This is a genomic window from Thalassospira lucentensis (assembly GCF_032921865.1).
Lineage (GTDB): Bacteria > Pseudomonadota > Alphaproteobacteria > Rhodospirillales > Thalassospiraceae > Thalassospira > Thalassospira lucentensis_A.
The window spans coordinates 3,788,900-3,803,615 of record NZ_CP136684.1 but is presented as its reverse complement, the minus strand read 5'-3'; the positions used below and the strand labels follow the sequence as shown (position 1 = coordinate 3,803,615).

The 14,716-nt window shown below is 51.4% G+C and carries 13 protein-coding genes and 1 tRNA gene; 3 read left to right on the top strand and 11 right to left on the bottom strand.

The features are described from left to right. Positions 1–77 precede the first annotated feature (77 nt). The 3 genes from R1T41_RS18380 to ectA form a co-directional block, all read right to left on the bottom strand. Complete coding sequence (locus R1T41_RS18380) at positions 78–479, bottom strand: ectoine synthase (RefSeq protein WP_062948834.1); 402 nt, start codon at positions 477–479, stop codon at positions 78–80. A gap of 66 nt (positions 480–545) precedes the next feature. Continuing rightward, entirely contained in the window at positions 546–1,829 is a 1,284-nt protein-coding gene (gene ectB, locus R1T41_RS18375; RefSeq protein ID WP_062958515.1) for a diaminobutyrate--2-oxoglutarate transaminase, read from the bottom strand. Between the two features lie 114 nt (positions 1,830–1,943). After that, positions 1,944–2,492 (bottom strand): diaminobutyrate acetyltransferase, encoded by a 549-nt coding sequence (gene ectA / locus R1T41_RS18370; RefSeq protein ID WP_317338420.1) that lies wholly within the window; start codon positions 2,490–2,492, stop codon positions 1,944–1,946. A gap of 319 nt (positions 2,493–2,811) precedes the next feature. Here ectA and R1T41_RS18365 point away from each other — a divergent pair, with 319 nt between their 5' ends. Beyond that, the gene (locus R1T41_RS18365; protein WP_062948840.1) at positions 2,812–3,306 is read left to right on the top strand and encodes a MarR family winged helix-turn-helix transcriptional regulator; all 495 of its coding nucleotides are present in this window, start codon (positions 2,812–2,814) and stop codon (positions 3,304–3,306) included. 408 nt (positions 3,307–3,714) lie between these two features. On the opposite strand, the gene R1T41_RS18360 is transcribed toward R1T41_RS18365, so the two are convergent. The 8 genes from R1T41_RS18360 to R1T41_RS18325 all read right to left on the bottom strand — a co-directional run bounded on the left by R1T41_RS18360 (position 3,715) and on the right by R1T41_RS18325 (position 12,429). After that, on the bottom strand, positions 3,715–4,488 hold the full coding sequence (locus tag R1T41_RS18360; RefSeq protein WP_317338419.1) for an MBL fold metallo-hydrolase: 774 nt from the start codon (positions 4,486–4,488) through the stop codon (positions 3,715–3,717). After that, a complete protein-coding gene (locus R1T41_RS18355; RefSeq protein WP_317338417.1) occupies positions 4,488–5,303 on the bottom strand; it encodes a TatD family hydrolase in 816 nt (271 codons plus the stop codon). The genes R1T41_RS18360 and R1T41_RS18355 overlap by 1 nt, the downstream gene beginning before the upstream one ends. After that, positions 5,300–6,865 (bottom strand): methionine--tRNA ligase, encoded by a 1,566-nt coding sequence (gene metG, locus R1T41_RS18350; protein ID WP_317338415.1) that lies wholly within the window; start codon positions 6,863–6,865, stop codon positions 5,300–5,302. Before metG ends, R1T41_RS18355 begins: the two co-directional genes overlap by 4 nt. An 86-nt stretch (positions 6,866–6,951) precedes the next feature. Next, positions 6,952–8,055, bottom strand: a complete 1,104-nt coding sequence (locus R1T41_RS18345; protein WP_317338413.1) for a DNA polymerase III subunit delta' — start codon at positions 8,053–8,055, stop codon at positions 6,952–6,954. A 3-nt stretch (positions 8,056–8,058) separates the two neighbouring features. After that, on the bottom strand, positions 8,059–8,715 hold the full coding sequence (gene tmk / locus R1T41_RS18340) for a dTMP kinase (RefSeq protein ID WP_317338411.1): 657 nt from the start codon (positions 8,713–8,715) through the stop codon (positions 8,059–8,061). Further along, a complete protein-coding gene (locus R1T41_RS18335) occupies positions 8,712–9,884 on the bottom strand; it encodes a D-alanyl-D-alanine carboxypeptidase family protein (RefSeq protein ID WP_297014566.1) in 1,173 nt (390 codons plus the stop codon). The genes tmk and R1T41_RS18335 overlap by 4 nt, the downstream gene beginning before the upstream one ends. A 147-nt stretch (positions 9,885–10,031) precedes the next feature. Continuing rightward, positions 10,032–11,099: a septal ring lytic transglycosylase RlpA family protein gene (locus tag R1T41_RS18330; RefSeq protein ID WP_317338409.1), complete on the bottom strand. Its 1,068-nt coding sequence runs from the start codon at positions 11,097–11,099 to the stop codon at positions 10,032–10,034. Between the two features lie 49 nt (positions 11,100–11,148). Continuing rightward, positions 11,149–12,429, bottom strand: coding sequence for a lytic murein transglycosylase (locus R1T41_RS18325; RefSeq protein WP_317338407.1), 1,281 nt, complete (start codon positions 12,427–12,429; stop codon positions 11,149–11,151). Between R1T41_RS18325 and R1T41_RS18320 the strand changes: the two genes are divergently transcribed. Further along, a tRNA-Ser gene (locus R1T41_RS18320) sits at positions 12,402–12,491 on the top strand. The two genes, R1T41_RS18325 and R1T41_RS18320, sit on opposite strands and share 28 nt — an antisense overlap. Before the next feature lie 218 nt (positions 12,492–12,709). Beyond that, entirely contained in the window at positions 12,710–14,653 is a 1,944-nt protein-coding gene (locus R1T41_RS18315) for a methyl-accepting chemotaxis protein (RefSeq protein WP_317338405.1), read from the top strand. Positions 14,654–14,716 lie beyond the last annotated feature (63 nt).

Here is a 14,716-nt window from a genome sequence, read left to right as displayed (position 1 = left end):
CTTTGGGGGCGTTTCCTTGAAAATCTACGTCGTCAGAGCTTGGGGCGAACCGTGATGGCCGCCCCAAGTTCAAAGCCCTAGCTGGCAAGTGCATCACCATCAAGTGGATAGACGCCGTTCTCATCATGCGTCTCACGCCCGTTAAGTGGCGGATTGAATGCGCAGGCTACAACCATATCCTCAGTACCGCCGCGCAAGTAATGACGGTCGTGTTTATCAAGAATGTAAACAGTGCCCGGTACAATCTTGTATTTCTTGCCATCTGCTATGGTTTCAACTTCACCATTGCCCGAAATGCAATAGACCGTCTCGAAATGATTCGCATAGCAAATCTCGGTTTCTGTGCCGGCATAAATCGTGGTGATATGGAACGAGAAACCCATCCCATCATCGGCAAGTGACAGGCGGGTACTCTCCCAGTTTTCGGCAACAACCCGGCGCCCTGATGCTTCACATTCTTTCAGTGTACGAACAATCATATTTAACTCTTTGATTTAATTTCAGTTACGGGGCAGGGCAACGCCAATGCGTTGCCCTAGCCAAAATCATTCGGCAGCAGCTTTTGCCGAAGAAATTTCCTTGCCCATTGCTTTGGCTGTCGCCATTTCAAGAATGTCCAGACCATGGGCCAGATCGTCCTTCGAAATAATCAGCGGCACAAGGCATTTGACAACCTCGTCTTCCGGGCCACTGGTTTCAATGACCAGATTGTGCGCGAAACATTCTTTAGTAACTTTGGATGCGAGTTCACCGCTTTCAAAGCAGATGCCCTGCATCAATCCACGACCTTTGCGATAGATTTTGCCATCACCATAACGGTCGGCAATCTGTTCAAGACGCTTGCCAAGGAAATCAGCCTTGTCGCGAACATCTTTAGCGAACTTATCGTCCGACCAAAAATGATCAAGTGCCGCGGCCGCCGTTACGAAGGCATGGTTATTGCCGCGGAACGTGCCGTTATGTTCACCCGGATGCCAGACATCGTATTCAGGCTTGATCAGAACGACAGCCAGCGGCAAGCCATAAGCCGAGAGAGATTTCGACAACGTTACCATGTCCGGCTTGATCCCAGCTGGCTCAAAGCTAAAGAAAGTTCCGGTGCGACCGCAACCAGCTTGGATGTCATCAACGATCAACAGAATGTCGTGTTTGCGACAAACCTGTTCCAGTTTCTGCAGCCAACCGAAATCTGCCGCATTCAAACCTCCTTCACCCTGAACAGTTTCAACGATGATGGCAGCGGGCAGGGTGATGCCACTCGAATTGTCACCAAGTACGCGGTCCAGATACTCGGTCGTGTCGGCACCGTCGCCCATGTAACCGTCGAACGGTACGGCAACCGCATTATCAAGTGATACGCCGGCGGCACCACGGTGGTGTTCATTACCGGTAATGGCTAATGCACCAAGTGTCACGCCGTGGAAACCATTGGTGAACGAAATGACGGTTTCGCGTCCTTTCACGCGGCGGGCAAGTTTAAGAGCAGCTTCAACTGCATTCGTACCAGTGGGCCCCGTAAATTGGATTTTGTAATCCATGTTTCTCGGCTTCAGCACTTTGCTTTCCATTGCTTCGAGGAAAGCTGCCTTGGCCTTGGTGTGCATATCCAATCCGTGGGTAATGCCGTTCGACTTGATATAGTCGATCAGTTTTTCCTGCAGTACAGGATGGTTGTGACCATAATTCAGACTACCGGCACCAGCCAGAAAATCGAGATAACGCTTGCCGTCAGTATCGGTCAGCCAAGCACCTTCAGCCTTTTCAAAGGTTACGGGGAAGGAGCGCGCATAGCTCTGAACTTCCGATTCAAGACGATCAAATACAGTCATAATTCCCTCTTTTTGATTGGGAAAATAAAAAATGGTTCTGTCATGCCAAACGTCCGGTCAAGCCGGTTGTTCCAATTAAATGGCATCAGAATTCAGAAAAGTACGAGCGGATAATCAGGCCGCGACACGCGCCACATCGGCACGCTCGAACGGGCCGATCTGCCACAATATTTCACTGGCAGCAGCACCATCGAAATGCGTTTCACGCTCGAACAGGACCTTGCGCTTGACCTCGGTTTCGAGTTCACGTGCAACAGAACGGAAAACACCCTGTGACGGCGCATTGGACGATGTGATTGTCGTCTGCAGCTCGGTCACATTATGACAGATCGGGCGGTCCAGAATTTCGAGGATCATGGATTTCGCCAGTTTTAAACCGCGCGCCTTGGGCGATACGGCAACCTGCCAAATAAACAGACGTTCAGGACTTTCCGGTACAATGTAGCCGGAAACGAAGCCCGCAGGTTGACCGTCAAGTTCGGCGATCACGCAGGTGTCGGCAAAGTGCGAACACTGCAGGAGGTTGCAATAAACTGAATTTTCATCCAGTGGCTTGCATTCCGCGATCAGTTCATTGACTGCGGCACCGTCTACGGCCTTGGGTTTCCGGATCGTAAGATTGGCTTTGTGGCCGCGATTGCCGCTTGTGGTGGCAATTTTCATCGGTCTATCTGCCTCATTATTTCGATATGCGATCTTACATGTCGCGAGAAATATATAGAATATCGATGGAAAAACGTCAACATATCAACGGTGACGAAAACGTGAAACATTATAATAGATTGATTTTATTGTGTAAAAAATTTATTTTCACGTGCAGCATTTAATCCATAAACCAAAATATGGTCAGCCTTTAATTTAGCGAAATCCGATTGAATTATACTTAGAAAATCTATGGAAATTGAGCGGAAAACGTTGCAGGCCACCGGTTTGACGGCTATTACTTCAGTGAAATCAAAACAACAAATATCGGAACTGCAGCATGGATAAGTTGCACGAAGCGCTCATTTCAATTCGTCGGATTCTGCGTGCCAGCGACATTCACGCCAAAAAGCTGGGCAAGGTCACAGGGCTCAAGACATCGCAACTGATTGTCCTGCAATCCCTGGAAGAATTCGGAGAGATGACCGTTGGGGAAATCGCCGGCAAGGTCAATCTTGCCCAAGCATCGGCTACGGCATTGGTTGACAAGCTTCAGGCCATGAATTTGGTGAGGCGCGCGCGAGGGGACACGGACAAGCGCAAGGTATTTGTTCAACTGACTGACCATGGTCGCAATGTCCTTGATCGCGCGCCTATGGCACTGCATGACCGGTTTTCTGATAAATTCAAGGCGCTGGAGGAATGGGAGCAAAGCTTTTTAATCGCAGCACTCCAGCGTGTTTCCGGGATGATGGATGCCAGCGATTATGATGCCGCACCTTTGCTGGATCACGAGGTCATTGTAGAGAAGGTGGCCGAGCCTCCAAGAACCTAAAAATTATGATCAAAAACTTGATGATTATGCCACAAGACCATGAAATAACGAAAAATTCCTGCATTATAAAAGTGTTTCCAAAGGGCCCAGATGCCAACAGTGTATTAATGGCGTGCGGTATGCTTGCTGCCATTTCCTCCGGAGATTTATCATGGCGGGTCGCCGCCAGTGCAACCGAGAAGCCAAGGCTTGTTTCGTGCTCCCGTGAATCCGGGCATACTGTTGTGCGCTGATCAATATAAGTTTCGATACGCGTCACTATGACCGAAGCTGAAATTCGAATAACATGCTGGAATTAAATAACAAATAATTTGTCATAATATATATTATAGAACTTAATGGTATGCGAAATACCGCCCTCTGTGATATCAGATTGCCCGTTATTGTCCTCTTCAGATTTTCTAGCCTTCAGTCCACATTTATAATGAGACCATCATATGCAGGCTCGACATGATCGGGCGTATCGCGCATTGCCTCGTCATAATCAAACAGAATGCTCATGTGGGTGAAGTAAGTCTGTTTGGGTTTGAATTCCGCAACCCATTCCAACACCTTCTCCAGATGAGCATGCGTGGCATGTGGTTTATGACGCAGGCAATCAACGACCCAGACATCTAACCCGTAAAGATGTTCTAGTGATTCTTCCGGGAAATCGACCACATCCGTTGAATAGGCAAAATTGCCAACCTTGAAACCCAGCGTCTCGCCATAACCGTGATCCTGACGAAAAACGGTTATTGGGACCCCTGCGGCTTCCAATGCCCCGGATATGACATGCGGGACCAAGACTGGCTTATAGTAGAAGTCAATGCCATCGGCCAAAGGTTCAAACACATAGGCAAAGCGATGGTCAATGTCCGAAATGGTTTCGGCTGCCGCATAGATATCCAGTGGACCATGCATAGCGACATTGATCCAGCGAAGTTCGTCTATGCCATGCACGTGGTCGGCATGTGCATGGGTGAACAACACTGCATCGATATGGTTGATATCATGGCGCAATGCCTGTTCGCGAAAATCCGGCGTAACGTCGACAAGTATCTTTTTGCCCGCCTGCTCAATCAGGATCGAGCTTCTCAGACGCCGGTTCCTCGGATTTTCCGGATTGCACTTTCCCCAACCCAAGCCAACGGATGGGACACCGTTTGATGATCCGCAGCCCAGAATGGTGATTTTCGTCACTATACGCCTGCCTCAGGCGACAGAAGATGCTTCCGGTCCGCCTTGGTAAACAGAGCAAAGAAATTATCCGTGGTCGCACGGGCTATTTCATCCGGGCTGACACCCTTGATTTGGGCCAGTTTTGCGGCTGTATGGGCAACATAACTTGGTTCGTTTGGTTTGCCGCGTTTGGGAACCGGAGCGAGATACGGTGCATCGGTTTCCACCAGTAAACGATCAAGCGGCACGTCGGCGACCGCTGCCTGAATTTCCCGGGCCGAATTGAAGGTTATAATGCCCGAGCAGGAAATATAGAAACCGATCTTAAGCGCTCGTTGCGCCAGTGCTGCCGAGCTCGAGAAACAGTGAATGACGCCGGTAAACGGCCCTTTTTCATATTCGTCATCGAGGATATCCATGGTGTCGTCATCTGCATCACGCGTATGAACGATCAGTGGCAGACCGGTTTCGCGGCAGGCTGCAATATGTGCACGAAAGCTTTCACGCTGCGCGTCCCGCGGGGCGTTGTCGTAGTAATAATCCAGACCGCTTTCACCGATACCGATGATTTTCGGGTCAGATGCCATTTCGATCAGGCGATCAGGCGATGAGAGCCCCTCCTCGCCGGCTTCATGCGGATGAACGCCGATCGTGCAATAAATATGGTCTGCTTTGGAGGCAACCGCGCGAACATTTTCAAATGTCGACAGCTTTACGCCGATACTGACCATCATGCCAACGCCAGCCTTTTGGGCACGCGCGATCGTGCCCGAAAGGTCTTCGGAAAACTGGGGATAGTCCAGATGGCAGTGGCTGTCGACGAGCGCGACATTCATGCCTTCTCTCCTTCGTCCTCGGTTTCGACATAGCGCGGGAATACGCCTTCCGGCTTTGGCAAATCGGTCCCTGCGACCAAGGCGTGGTCTGCGCCAAGCTGTTCAAATCCGCGCTGATCGATCGGCAGAACAAGCTGATCAAGGATTTTTGCAGCAGATGCCGGCATCAGCGGCTGTACCAGGATACCGACATGGCGAATGACTTCGGCCAGGACATACAGAACCGTTTCCATTCGTGCCGGATCTGTTTTTTTCAGGCCCCAGGGGGCCATTTCATCAACATACCGGTTTGCATCGCCGACCAGTTCCCAGATCGCTTCGATGCCTTTGTGGAATGCCTGTGCGTCAAATAGCGGGCGCACGGTATCAAGCATCCCATATGCCTTGCCCAGAATGGCCTGATCGGCATCGGTGAACGTACCAGCGGTCGGTACCGAAGCATCGCAGTTTTTATGGATCATCGAAAGAACGCGCTGACACATATTACCGAGATCATTGGCCAGTTCGCTGTTCATGCGGTTTACCATCGACCGATGAGAGAAGTCACCATCGTTGCCAAACGGGACTTCGCGCAGCAGGAAATAACGTGTCTGATCCAGCCCGTAGCGATCCGTCAGATCATAGGGATCAATGACGTTCCCCAGTGATTTCGAGATTTTCTGCCCCTCATTGGTCCACCAGCCGTGCGCAAAAACACGTTTGGGCGGTGCAATGTCGGCCGCCAAAAGGAATGCAGGCCAGTAAACGGCATGGAAACGCAGGATATCCTTGCCAACCATGTGCAGATCGGCAGGCCAGAACTTTTCAAGCTTGGCCGGGTCCGCATCCGGATAACCGATAGCGGTCAGATAGTTGGTCAGTGCATCAAGCCAGACATACATGACATGGTCTACATCACCTGGTACCTGCACCCCCCATTTGAAGCTGGTCCGCGATACTGACAGATCATGCATACCGCCTTTCACGAAGCTGATCACTTCATTGCGACGTGACTGCGGGGCGATAAAATCGGGATTGTCGTCATAGAATTTCAGCAGACGATCACCCCAGGCAGACAGCTTGAAGAAATAGCTCGGCTCGGAAACCCACTCGACGGGGGCGCCGGTCGGCGCAACTTTCTCACCGTCCTTTTCAATCAGCTCTTTTTCACCGTAAAACGCCTCATCGCGAACGGAATACCAGCCGTCGTAAGAGCCAAGATAAATCTCGCCCTTTTCAAGTAATGTATTCCAAAGCGCCTGACAGGCTTTTTTGTGGCGTTCTTCGGTCGTGCGGATGAAATCATCATTCGAGTAATTCATATGCACGGCAAGATCGCGGAAATTCTGCGAAACCTGATCGGTAAAGGTTTGCGGATCAATGCCCTTGGCCGCGGCCGATTTATCAACCTTCTGACCATGTTCATCAGTTCCGGTCAGGAACATCACGTCATAACCGTCCAGGCGCTTGAAGCGGGCCAGCACGTCGCATGCAAGCGTGGTATAGGCATGACCTATATGCGGCTTGTCATTGACGTAATAGATCGGTGTTGTGATGTAATAGGGCTGTTTGTGCCCGGTCATGATCGCAAATCCTTCGCGCAAGTCGTGAAACAAAACGGCCCGAAATGGGCCGTTATGGTCATAATTTCGGTTGATTGGTGCTCGTTTCAGTTCCGCATGGTTTCTTCAAGCATGAAGAATGCATTCAGCAAAGCCTGTTTGCGATCAAGATGCAATCCACGCGCGGCACTCATCAATTCGCTGATCTTTTCCCACACCTCAATCCATTGATCAAGCGGTTGCGCAGCAGCCATGCGTTGCATGGCGGGCAATTCACCTTCAATGACTTCGCGTGGTGCCTGCCCCGTTGCGGCAAATCGGATCAGACGTCCCAACCACCAGTGCAGAAGATCGGTTACCGTGGCAAAGGCAGCATCACGATCAGCCGGGGAAAACCGCTCGGCGAATTTATGTTGTGCCAGCACGTCTGCATCTGGCAGTGCAGCCAAAAGACGAACCATTTCGTTATAAAGTTCAAGCCCGCCAACATCATGCAGTTGCAGAGCCCGGCCAATGCTGCCCTCGGCCAAACCGGCCAAGGCATCACGATCCCCCAGATCAATATCCGGACAATAACGGCCCAGCAATTCAACGACCTGATGATCCTCAAGCGCACCAAGGTTCATACGGCGGCACCGCGACCGGATGGTCGGCAATAGCCTGCCGGGTTGATGGGCGATCAGGATCATCATTGCATTGGGTGGCGGTTCTTCCAGAACCTTCAGAATTGCGTTGGCAGCATTACGGTTCAGCTCGTCGGCTGCATCAACGATCACGATACGCCAACCACCTTCTGCGGCGGTTTTTGACATGAAACTCCCGACCGTCCGGACGCTATCGACTGTAATTTCACCCTGAAGGCGTTTTTTCTTTTCGTCATATTGGCGCTCAATAACTTTGAGATCACCGTGCCCGCCGCCTGCAACACGACGAAAAACCGGATTTTCCGGATCGGTATGCAGACCTTTCGGGACGTCGCCAAACAGCCCGCCCCCCTGATCGCCACCACCGGAAAGAACGAAACGCGCCATGCGGTAGGCCAAAGTTGCCTTCCCGACACCGCGCGGCCCGCACAGCAGCCACGCATGGTGCATGCGTTTGCTATTCCAGGCATCCAGGACCGTTTGTTCCGCGTCGATATGGCCAACAAAATGGGCATTGCGCCGAGGTACCGGAAACGCACCCTCTTCTTCTTGTTCTTCAACGGCCATCGATCAAATCCCCCGTCCGGATAATCTGGTTGAAACAACCGAAATCATCCGTTCGCAAACCAGATCAATGTCACCGTTTGCATCGATAATTTCGCACCGTTCCGGGTTTTTCCGGGCAATTTCAATGAAACCGTTTCGAAGCCGTTGATGGAATTCCGTTCCCATACGCTCGAAACGGTCTTCTGCTGCACTGATATTGGCAAACCGCGCCCCTGCCCGTTCCAAACCAACCTCTACCGAGAGATCGAAAATCAGGGTCAGATCAGGTTTGAAACCATCAATCGCGATTTGCCAAAGATTGCTGATGAACTCGGCGCCAAGACCATGCCCAAATCCCTGATATGCAACCGAAGAATCAGCAAAGCGGTCACACAAAACAACCTTACCCTCTGCTAGAGCCGGGCGGATGGTCCGTTCCACGTGATCTCGGCGCGACGCAAACATCAACAGGGCTTCGGTCACGGCGTCCCAGCGTCCGGGGTCACCGGTCAATAACAGGTTTCTGATTTCTTCCGCACCGGGGGAGCCGCCAGGTTCGCGCGTAACGACAACCTCGCGTCCGCGCTGGCGAAACCAGCTTTCAAGTCGGCGTATCTGGGTTGTCTTGCCGCTACCTTCACCACCTTCAAAGCTGATGAACAAACCCGGTACCGAACTCAACCGTTCGCTCCCCACAGCAGATATTTGATTGCCGCACCGATGCGTCCGATGAAACCAAGACGATCAACCTCGGTTGCGGCGTAAAGCGGGAATTCATGTGGTTCGTTACCGGGAAGTTCAACCTTCAGCGTTGCGACTTGCTGCCCTGCGGTAATCGGCGCCGGGATCGGGCCTTCATAAACGACCGAAACTTTCATATCGTCACGGTTCGTGCGGGGCAGCGTCAAAAGGATATCCTGATCGGTGACCAGATCGACTTTGGTTTCTGCCCCCAACCAGACATTCGCGCTGCTGACGACTTCGCCTGCATCAAACAGGTCATAATTGTCAAACTCGCGGAATCCCCAATCCAGCAGTTTTTGTGACTCTGTTCTGCGTTCGCGCACAGAACCAAGACCGTTAACGACAAGAATAAGACGACGCCCATCGCGTTCCGCGGTTGCCGTCAATCCATAGCCTGCTGTTTCCGTATGACCGGTTTTCATACCGTCAACGCCGGCACTGGTACCCAGCAAAGGGTTTCTGTTCGGTTGGCGGATTCCGTTATAGGTGAATTCCTTCACCGCATAGAGTTTATAAAGTTCGGGGAAGTTCTTAATGGTATCACGGGCCAAGATTGCCAGATCATGCACCGTAACAAGATGCCCTTCGTCCGGCCAGCCAGTCGCATTTTTGAAAACAGACTTCGTCATACCGATCTTGCGCGCTTCGGCGGTCATTTCCTCGGCAAATGCCTCTTCGGTACCAGCAAGCCCTTCTGCAACAACGATAGCAGAATCATTCCCAGACTGAACAATAATACCATGCAGCAGGTCATTGACCGAAACGTCGGAATTCACTTCGACGAACATTTTCGATCCACCTTTGCGCCATGCTTTTTCACTGACGTGGAATGTATCGTCAAGCGATACGCTGCCGCTTTTGATCCGCTCGAACAACAAGTGAACCGTCATCATTTTGGTCATCGACGCAGGTTCAGTTAAAACATCCCCGTTCTTGTCGAGCAGAACAGTGCCGGTGTCATAATCCATCAAATAAGCTTCGCGCGCGGTCGTCTCAAGCGCGTGCACGCTGGTCAGGGACATCGCCATGGCAGAACCAAATATCGCGGCCCCGGCCACTACCCTGTTCAGTTTCGTTTTGAACGGAATTGGCGGCATCAAACTCATAACGTCCTAACCTTGTTCTTTAAATTAACTGTCATACCGCCCTGTTTTTCGGCGGGATAAGATCGGTCTCTATGTCGCAAATCCGGCAAAATTGTGCAACCGCTTCAACTTTTCTGCAAAATCCGAACTATCGTGACCAGATAAACCCTAGCAACCGGAAACACTGTTTTGCAAAGCGCCGTCAGCACATTCCACAACGACTTTCGCGCCATTCTGTCCTGTCGCGATTACCCGTTCGAGCAGAATGTCCGCTTCGGGAACGGTGTTTAATGGTCCAAGTCGAACGCGATAAAAGGTTGTCCCCTTGACATCGACCGGCTCTATCTTGCTCGGGGCCATGTCATATAACCGGTTCCGAAGGTTAAGTGCATTATCGTAAACCGAAAATGCGCCTGCCTGCACATAGATCGAAGACGGCGAAACCGGCTCCACACGAACAACCGCACTTTCTTCCACCGTGCCATCAAGAGGCGTTTGCGAAACAGCCTGTGATGCCCCACCGTCTGTCGGCGGGGTTAGTTTGATGGTCGATTTCGTCGGTTCTCCGCTGTCGGTAATCGGCCCGTCATTATCCAGACTAACGGTTTCGACCGTATCACGCGGTGCCGCGGAAACCGTTTGCTGCTCGGCAACAGTCACAGCCGGGGCAGCCTTTCCTTGGGCTATGGCCGCGATCTGGCGGCTTTCATCTTCGATGACTTCAACCAGGACTTTGGCTGTGCCTTTCTGCTCGAAACCAAGCAACTGAGCGGCACGACGGGACATATCAATGATTCGACTGTGCGCAAACGGACCGCGATCATTGATGCGCACCTTAAGCGAACGTCCGTTTTCAAGGTTGGTCACACGTACCACACTTGGCATTGGAAGTGTACGGTGGGCTGCAGATACCTCGTACTGATCAAAGATTTCGCCATTCGCGGTCTTCTTGCCATGGAATTTCGGGCCGTACCAGGAAGCAATACCGGTTTCCTTGTATTCATAGTCAGCAGCGGGATAATACCACTGCCCGGCAATCTCGTAAGGATTACCAACCTTATAGGTACCAACCTGTACCGGCTGCTGCTGTTGTGCACCGCCAATACGTTTAACTCCATGGACAGCAAGCTGCGTTTCGGCGCAACCGGCCAATAAAACGGTAATGGCAAGTGCACCAGCAGCCCAACGCCCTTTATTCCAGCCCTGCATAAACGCCTTGCGCACGTTTTTCGGCATTCAGTTGTTCCCGTCCAGATAGTGAACCGCGTATGATCGGCTAAAGCAATTAACGACCGGCGATCGCATCAGCAAGTGTACCAACTGCAATTGCAAAATAGGTCGACCGGTTCCAATGCATTATGGTGTGGAAATTGTTATAAACCATATAAGCAGGTCCGGCACCGTCATTTACGATGACAATTGACGCCTCCATGTCAGCAGCAGGAAGACTGGACCCATCCGGCATACGAACACCAAGTTTCTGCCATTCACTGATCGGTTTGCGAATTTCGCGTCCAGTAACTGATTTATCAAGGTCAGAAGGAATACTGACTTTGCGGCCCCACCGTTCGTCGGCTTTCCAGCCAACCGTTGATAGATAGTTCGCTGCAGATGCGAAAACATCTTCTTTGGCCCCCCAAAGGTCAATCTTTCCGTCTTCGTTTCCGTCACGGGCATAGTTCAGGAAAGTGGAAGGCATAAATTGCGCCTGTCCCATGGCTCCGGCCCAAGAGCCTTCCATTTTTTCAGGCGCGATATGGCCTGCGTCAATAATCTTGAGCGCATTGATCAATTCCGTGCGGAAATACTCTGCCCGACGGCCTTCAAAGGCAAGGGTTGCAAGCGAATCAACGACAGAATATCCGCCAGTATGACGCCCAAAACCGGTTTCAATGCCCCAAAATGCGGTCAAGTAATGTCCCGGAACACCGTATTTTTTGGCAGCGGCATCAATAATTGCACGGTTTTCGGCATATTTACGCCGACCTTCATTTATACGTGACTGCGGCACAACCCGTTGCAGATACTGCTCGAATGTCAGTTTGAACTCTGGCTGGCTGCGATCATACTCAATCACTTTCGGAATTGGTTGCGTATTGGCAAAGGCAACATCCAGTGTCGACTGGGAAATGCCCTTTGATGCCGCATCTTTTTTGAAATCAGCCAGCCAGGCATCAAAGCCTTCGGTCGTAAAGGCTGGCAACTCGTCCGTATTGGTCTGGGCGAAAGCTGGTGAAACCGTCACGAGCATGCCGATAATTGAAGCCACAGTACAGATGGTCCGATAATTCATTTTGCTCGCCTCGTGCCGGTTTGGTTTGACGTTCCCGGTTAATGCTTTACCAGGCTGATATACTTGTTTTGAGTTCTGCATATTGCTGATACCGCCCCACACGTTAAGACTTGTTAAATGTCTGGCACGAACCTTCGCGTAATTTGGGTACGCAAGAAACTTTGCAAAGCAGAAACTGACATATTGACAGGTGCAGCCCGGCAATTTATTGAGGGCGCGCAGGGCGATAAACGCCACCACAATGCGGAGAGATGGCAGAGTGGTTGAATGCACCGGTCTTGAAAACCGGCGTGCCTTTACGGGTACCCAGGGTTCGAATCCCTGTCTCTCCGCCACCTCCCTGATCAGTTGTCGAATGTTGAACCACGCCAAGACAAGTGTTTGTCATGGCGCTTACTTGCACGTCTAAACCGGTTCAACTCAATCACACAATTCAGCCAGATAAATTTACACGCCTTTTATCAATATTTCGGGCACTTGAGTGCTCTTGTAACCGGATTACATGATGCCAACCTGATACAAACAGGGCGAGCGTATCACCGGAGAAAACCTGATGTCACTGAACATTGGCAGCCGTATTCTTTTGGCTGCGGCATTGATTGTTGTGACCACATTTGTGGCATTCATTCTGTATTTCGACCTTCAACAAAAATCTGCGATTCAGGCGTCACTTCAGTCCAAACTGGTTGAAACGGGTTCTCTGGCAACAACCGGGATCGCAAATTGGATTGATGGCCGGAAGTTGCTTGTAGAAAGCCTAGGTCAAAATATTGCGCAGAAAAATGACAGTGACAGTGTGAAGGATCTGGTCAGTCGCCCTGCCCTCGCTGATACATTCATGTTCTCGTATTTTGGTAGCGCATCGGGCGAGATGCTGATGTTTCCCCCGGATGAATTGCCTGCCGATTACGATCCGCGCAAACGACCATGGTATGCGGACGCGGTTGCCGCTGGTGGCAGCACGCTAACAGAGCCATACACCGATGCATCAACCGGAAAACTGATTGTTACAGTAACCACACCGGTTTCTTCTGATGGGAAAATTCTTGGTGTCGTAGGTGGTGATCTTGACATCACCACCCTGGGAGAGCTGGTGCGCAGCGTTGATCTGGGCGGGATTGGATATGGGTTTCTGGTCAATGATCAGGGAACCATCCTGATCCATCCGGATGCCAATTTCACGCTTAAGCCGATGGCGGAAGCCTTTCCGCAGAGCACCCCGACTGTTCGAGAAGGTATGGATGACGTCCTGAATGGCACTGGTGATCAAATTTTCACTTTCTTCAAGGTCGAAGGCCTGCCCGCTGTAAGCTGGTATCTTGGTTTTGCCATCGATCGCGACCTTGCTTATGCATCACTTACAAATTTCCGACAGACAGCGATTATCACCGCTATTGTTGCGGTTCTTGCGATAATGGGACTTATGGGCGTTCTGGTACGCCAATGGGTATCCAGGCCAGTTCTGAGCATGACAGATGCCATGACGCGTCTTGCAAATGGGGATCGAAGTGTTGAAGTCCCCGGAACTGAACTTAAGGATGAAATCGGTTCAATGGCTGCTGCCGTCGTTGTGTTCAAGGATAATGCAATCGAGATGGAGCGCCTCGCCAAAGAGAATGAGGAATTGACAAAGAGGTTGGCCGAGGAACGCAGGCGGGCACTCAGTCAAATGGCGGACAGCTTTGAAAAAAATGTCCTTTCTATTGTTGAAACTGTCGCACATGCGTCTGAGCAAACCCAGCACGTTGCCAAACAGCTGACGGCGAGCGCAGAAGAATCCAATGCGCGGGCATCCGCTGTTTCCGAGGCCGCAGCCCAGACGACCGAAAGCGTTCAAACAGTTGCAGCCGCGACCGAAGAGCTATCAGCCGCGATCAGAGAAATAGGTGCGCAAGTTACGCAGTCCATCCAGGTTGCAAGCATGGCGGTTGAAGGCGTGAATAACACCAGCCAGACCGTCACGGAGCTTGCCGATGCAGCAGAACGGATTGGAAAGGTTGTCGGCTTAATTCAGGATATTGCTGGGCAGACAAACCTCTTGGCTCTGAACGCCACCATCGAAGCTGCGCGTGCCGGAGATGCCGGCAAAGGATTTGCCGTGGTAGCAGGCGAAGTGAAATCCCTTGCCAATCAGACAGACAAGGCAACCGGCGACATTCAGACACAGGTTGATGGCATTCAATCTTCGTCTACCCGCTCCGTAACGGAAATCAGCGATATCACCACAACAATCGAACGGATTAACGAGTTCTGCAATGCGATAGCAGCCGCTGTCGAGCAACAGGGAGCTGCAACGCAGGAAATTGCGGATAGTGTGCAACGCGCCGCTTCGGGAACGCAGGATGTGTCCCGGAATGTATCAGCCGTTTCCGATGCTTCAACCATGGTCAGCGACGAAGCCCGCGCTCTTTTGCAATCGTCAAATGAAATGCAGGCTTTGGCCGGAAAGCTTCGCCAGGAAGTGATTGGCTTCCTCAAAACAGTTCGCGATAATTGAGCCGGAGCAACAATCAAAGCCCGCTTCGTACATTGATCACGGTGCGGGCCTTTTGCTTACTCT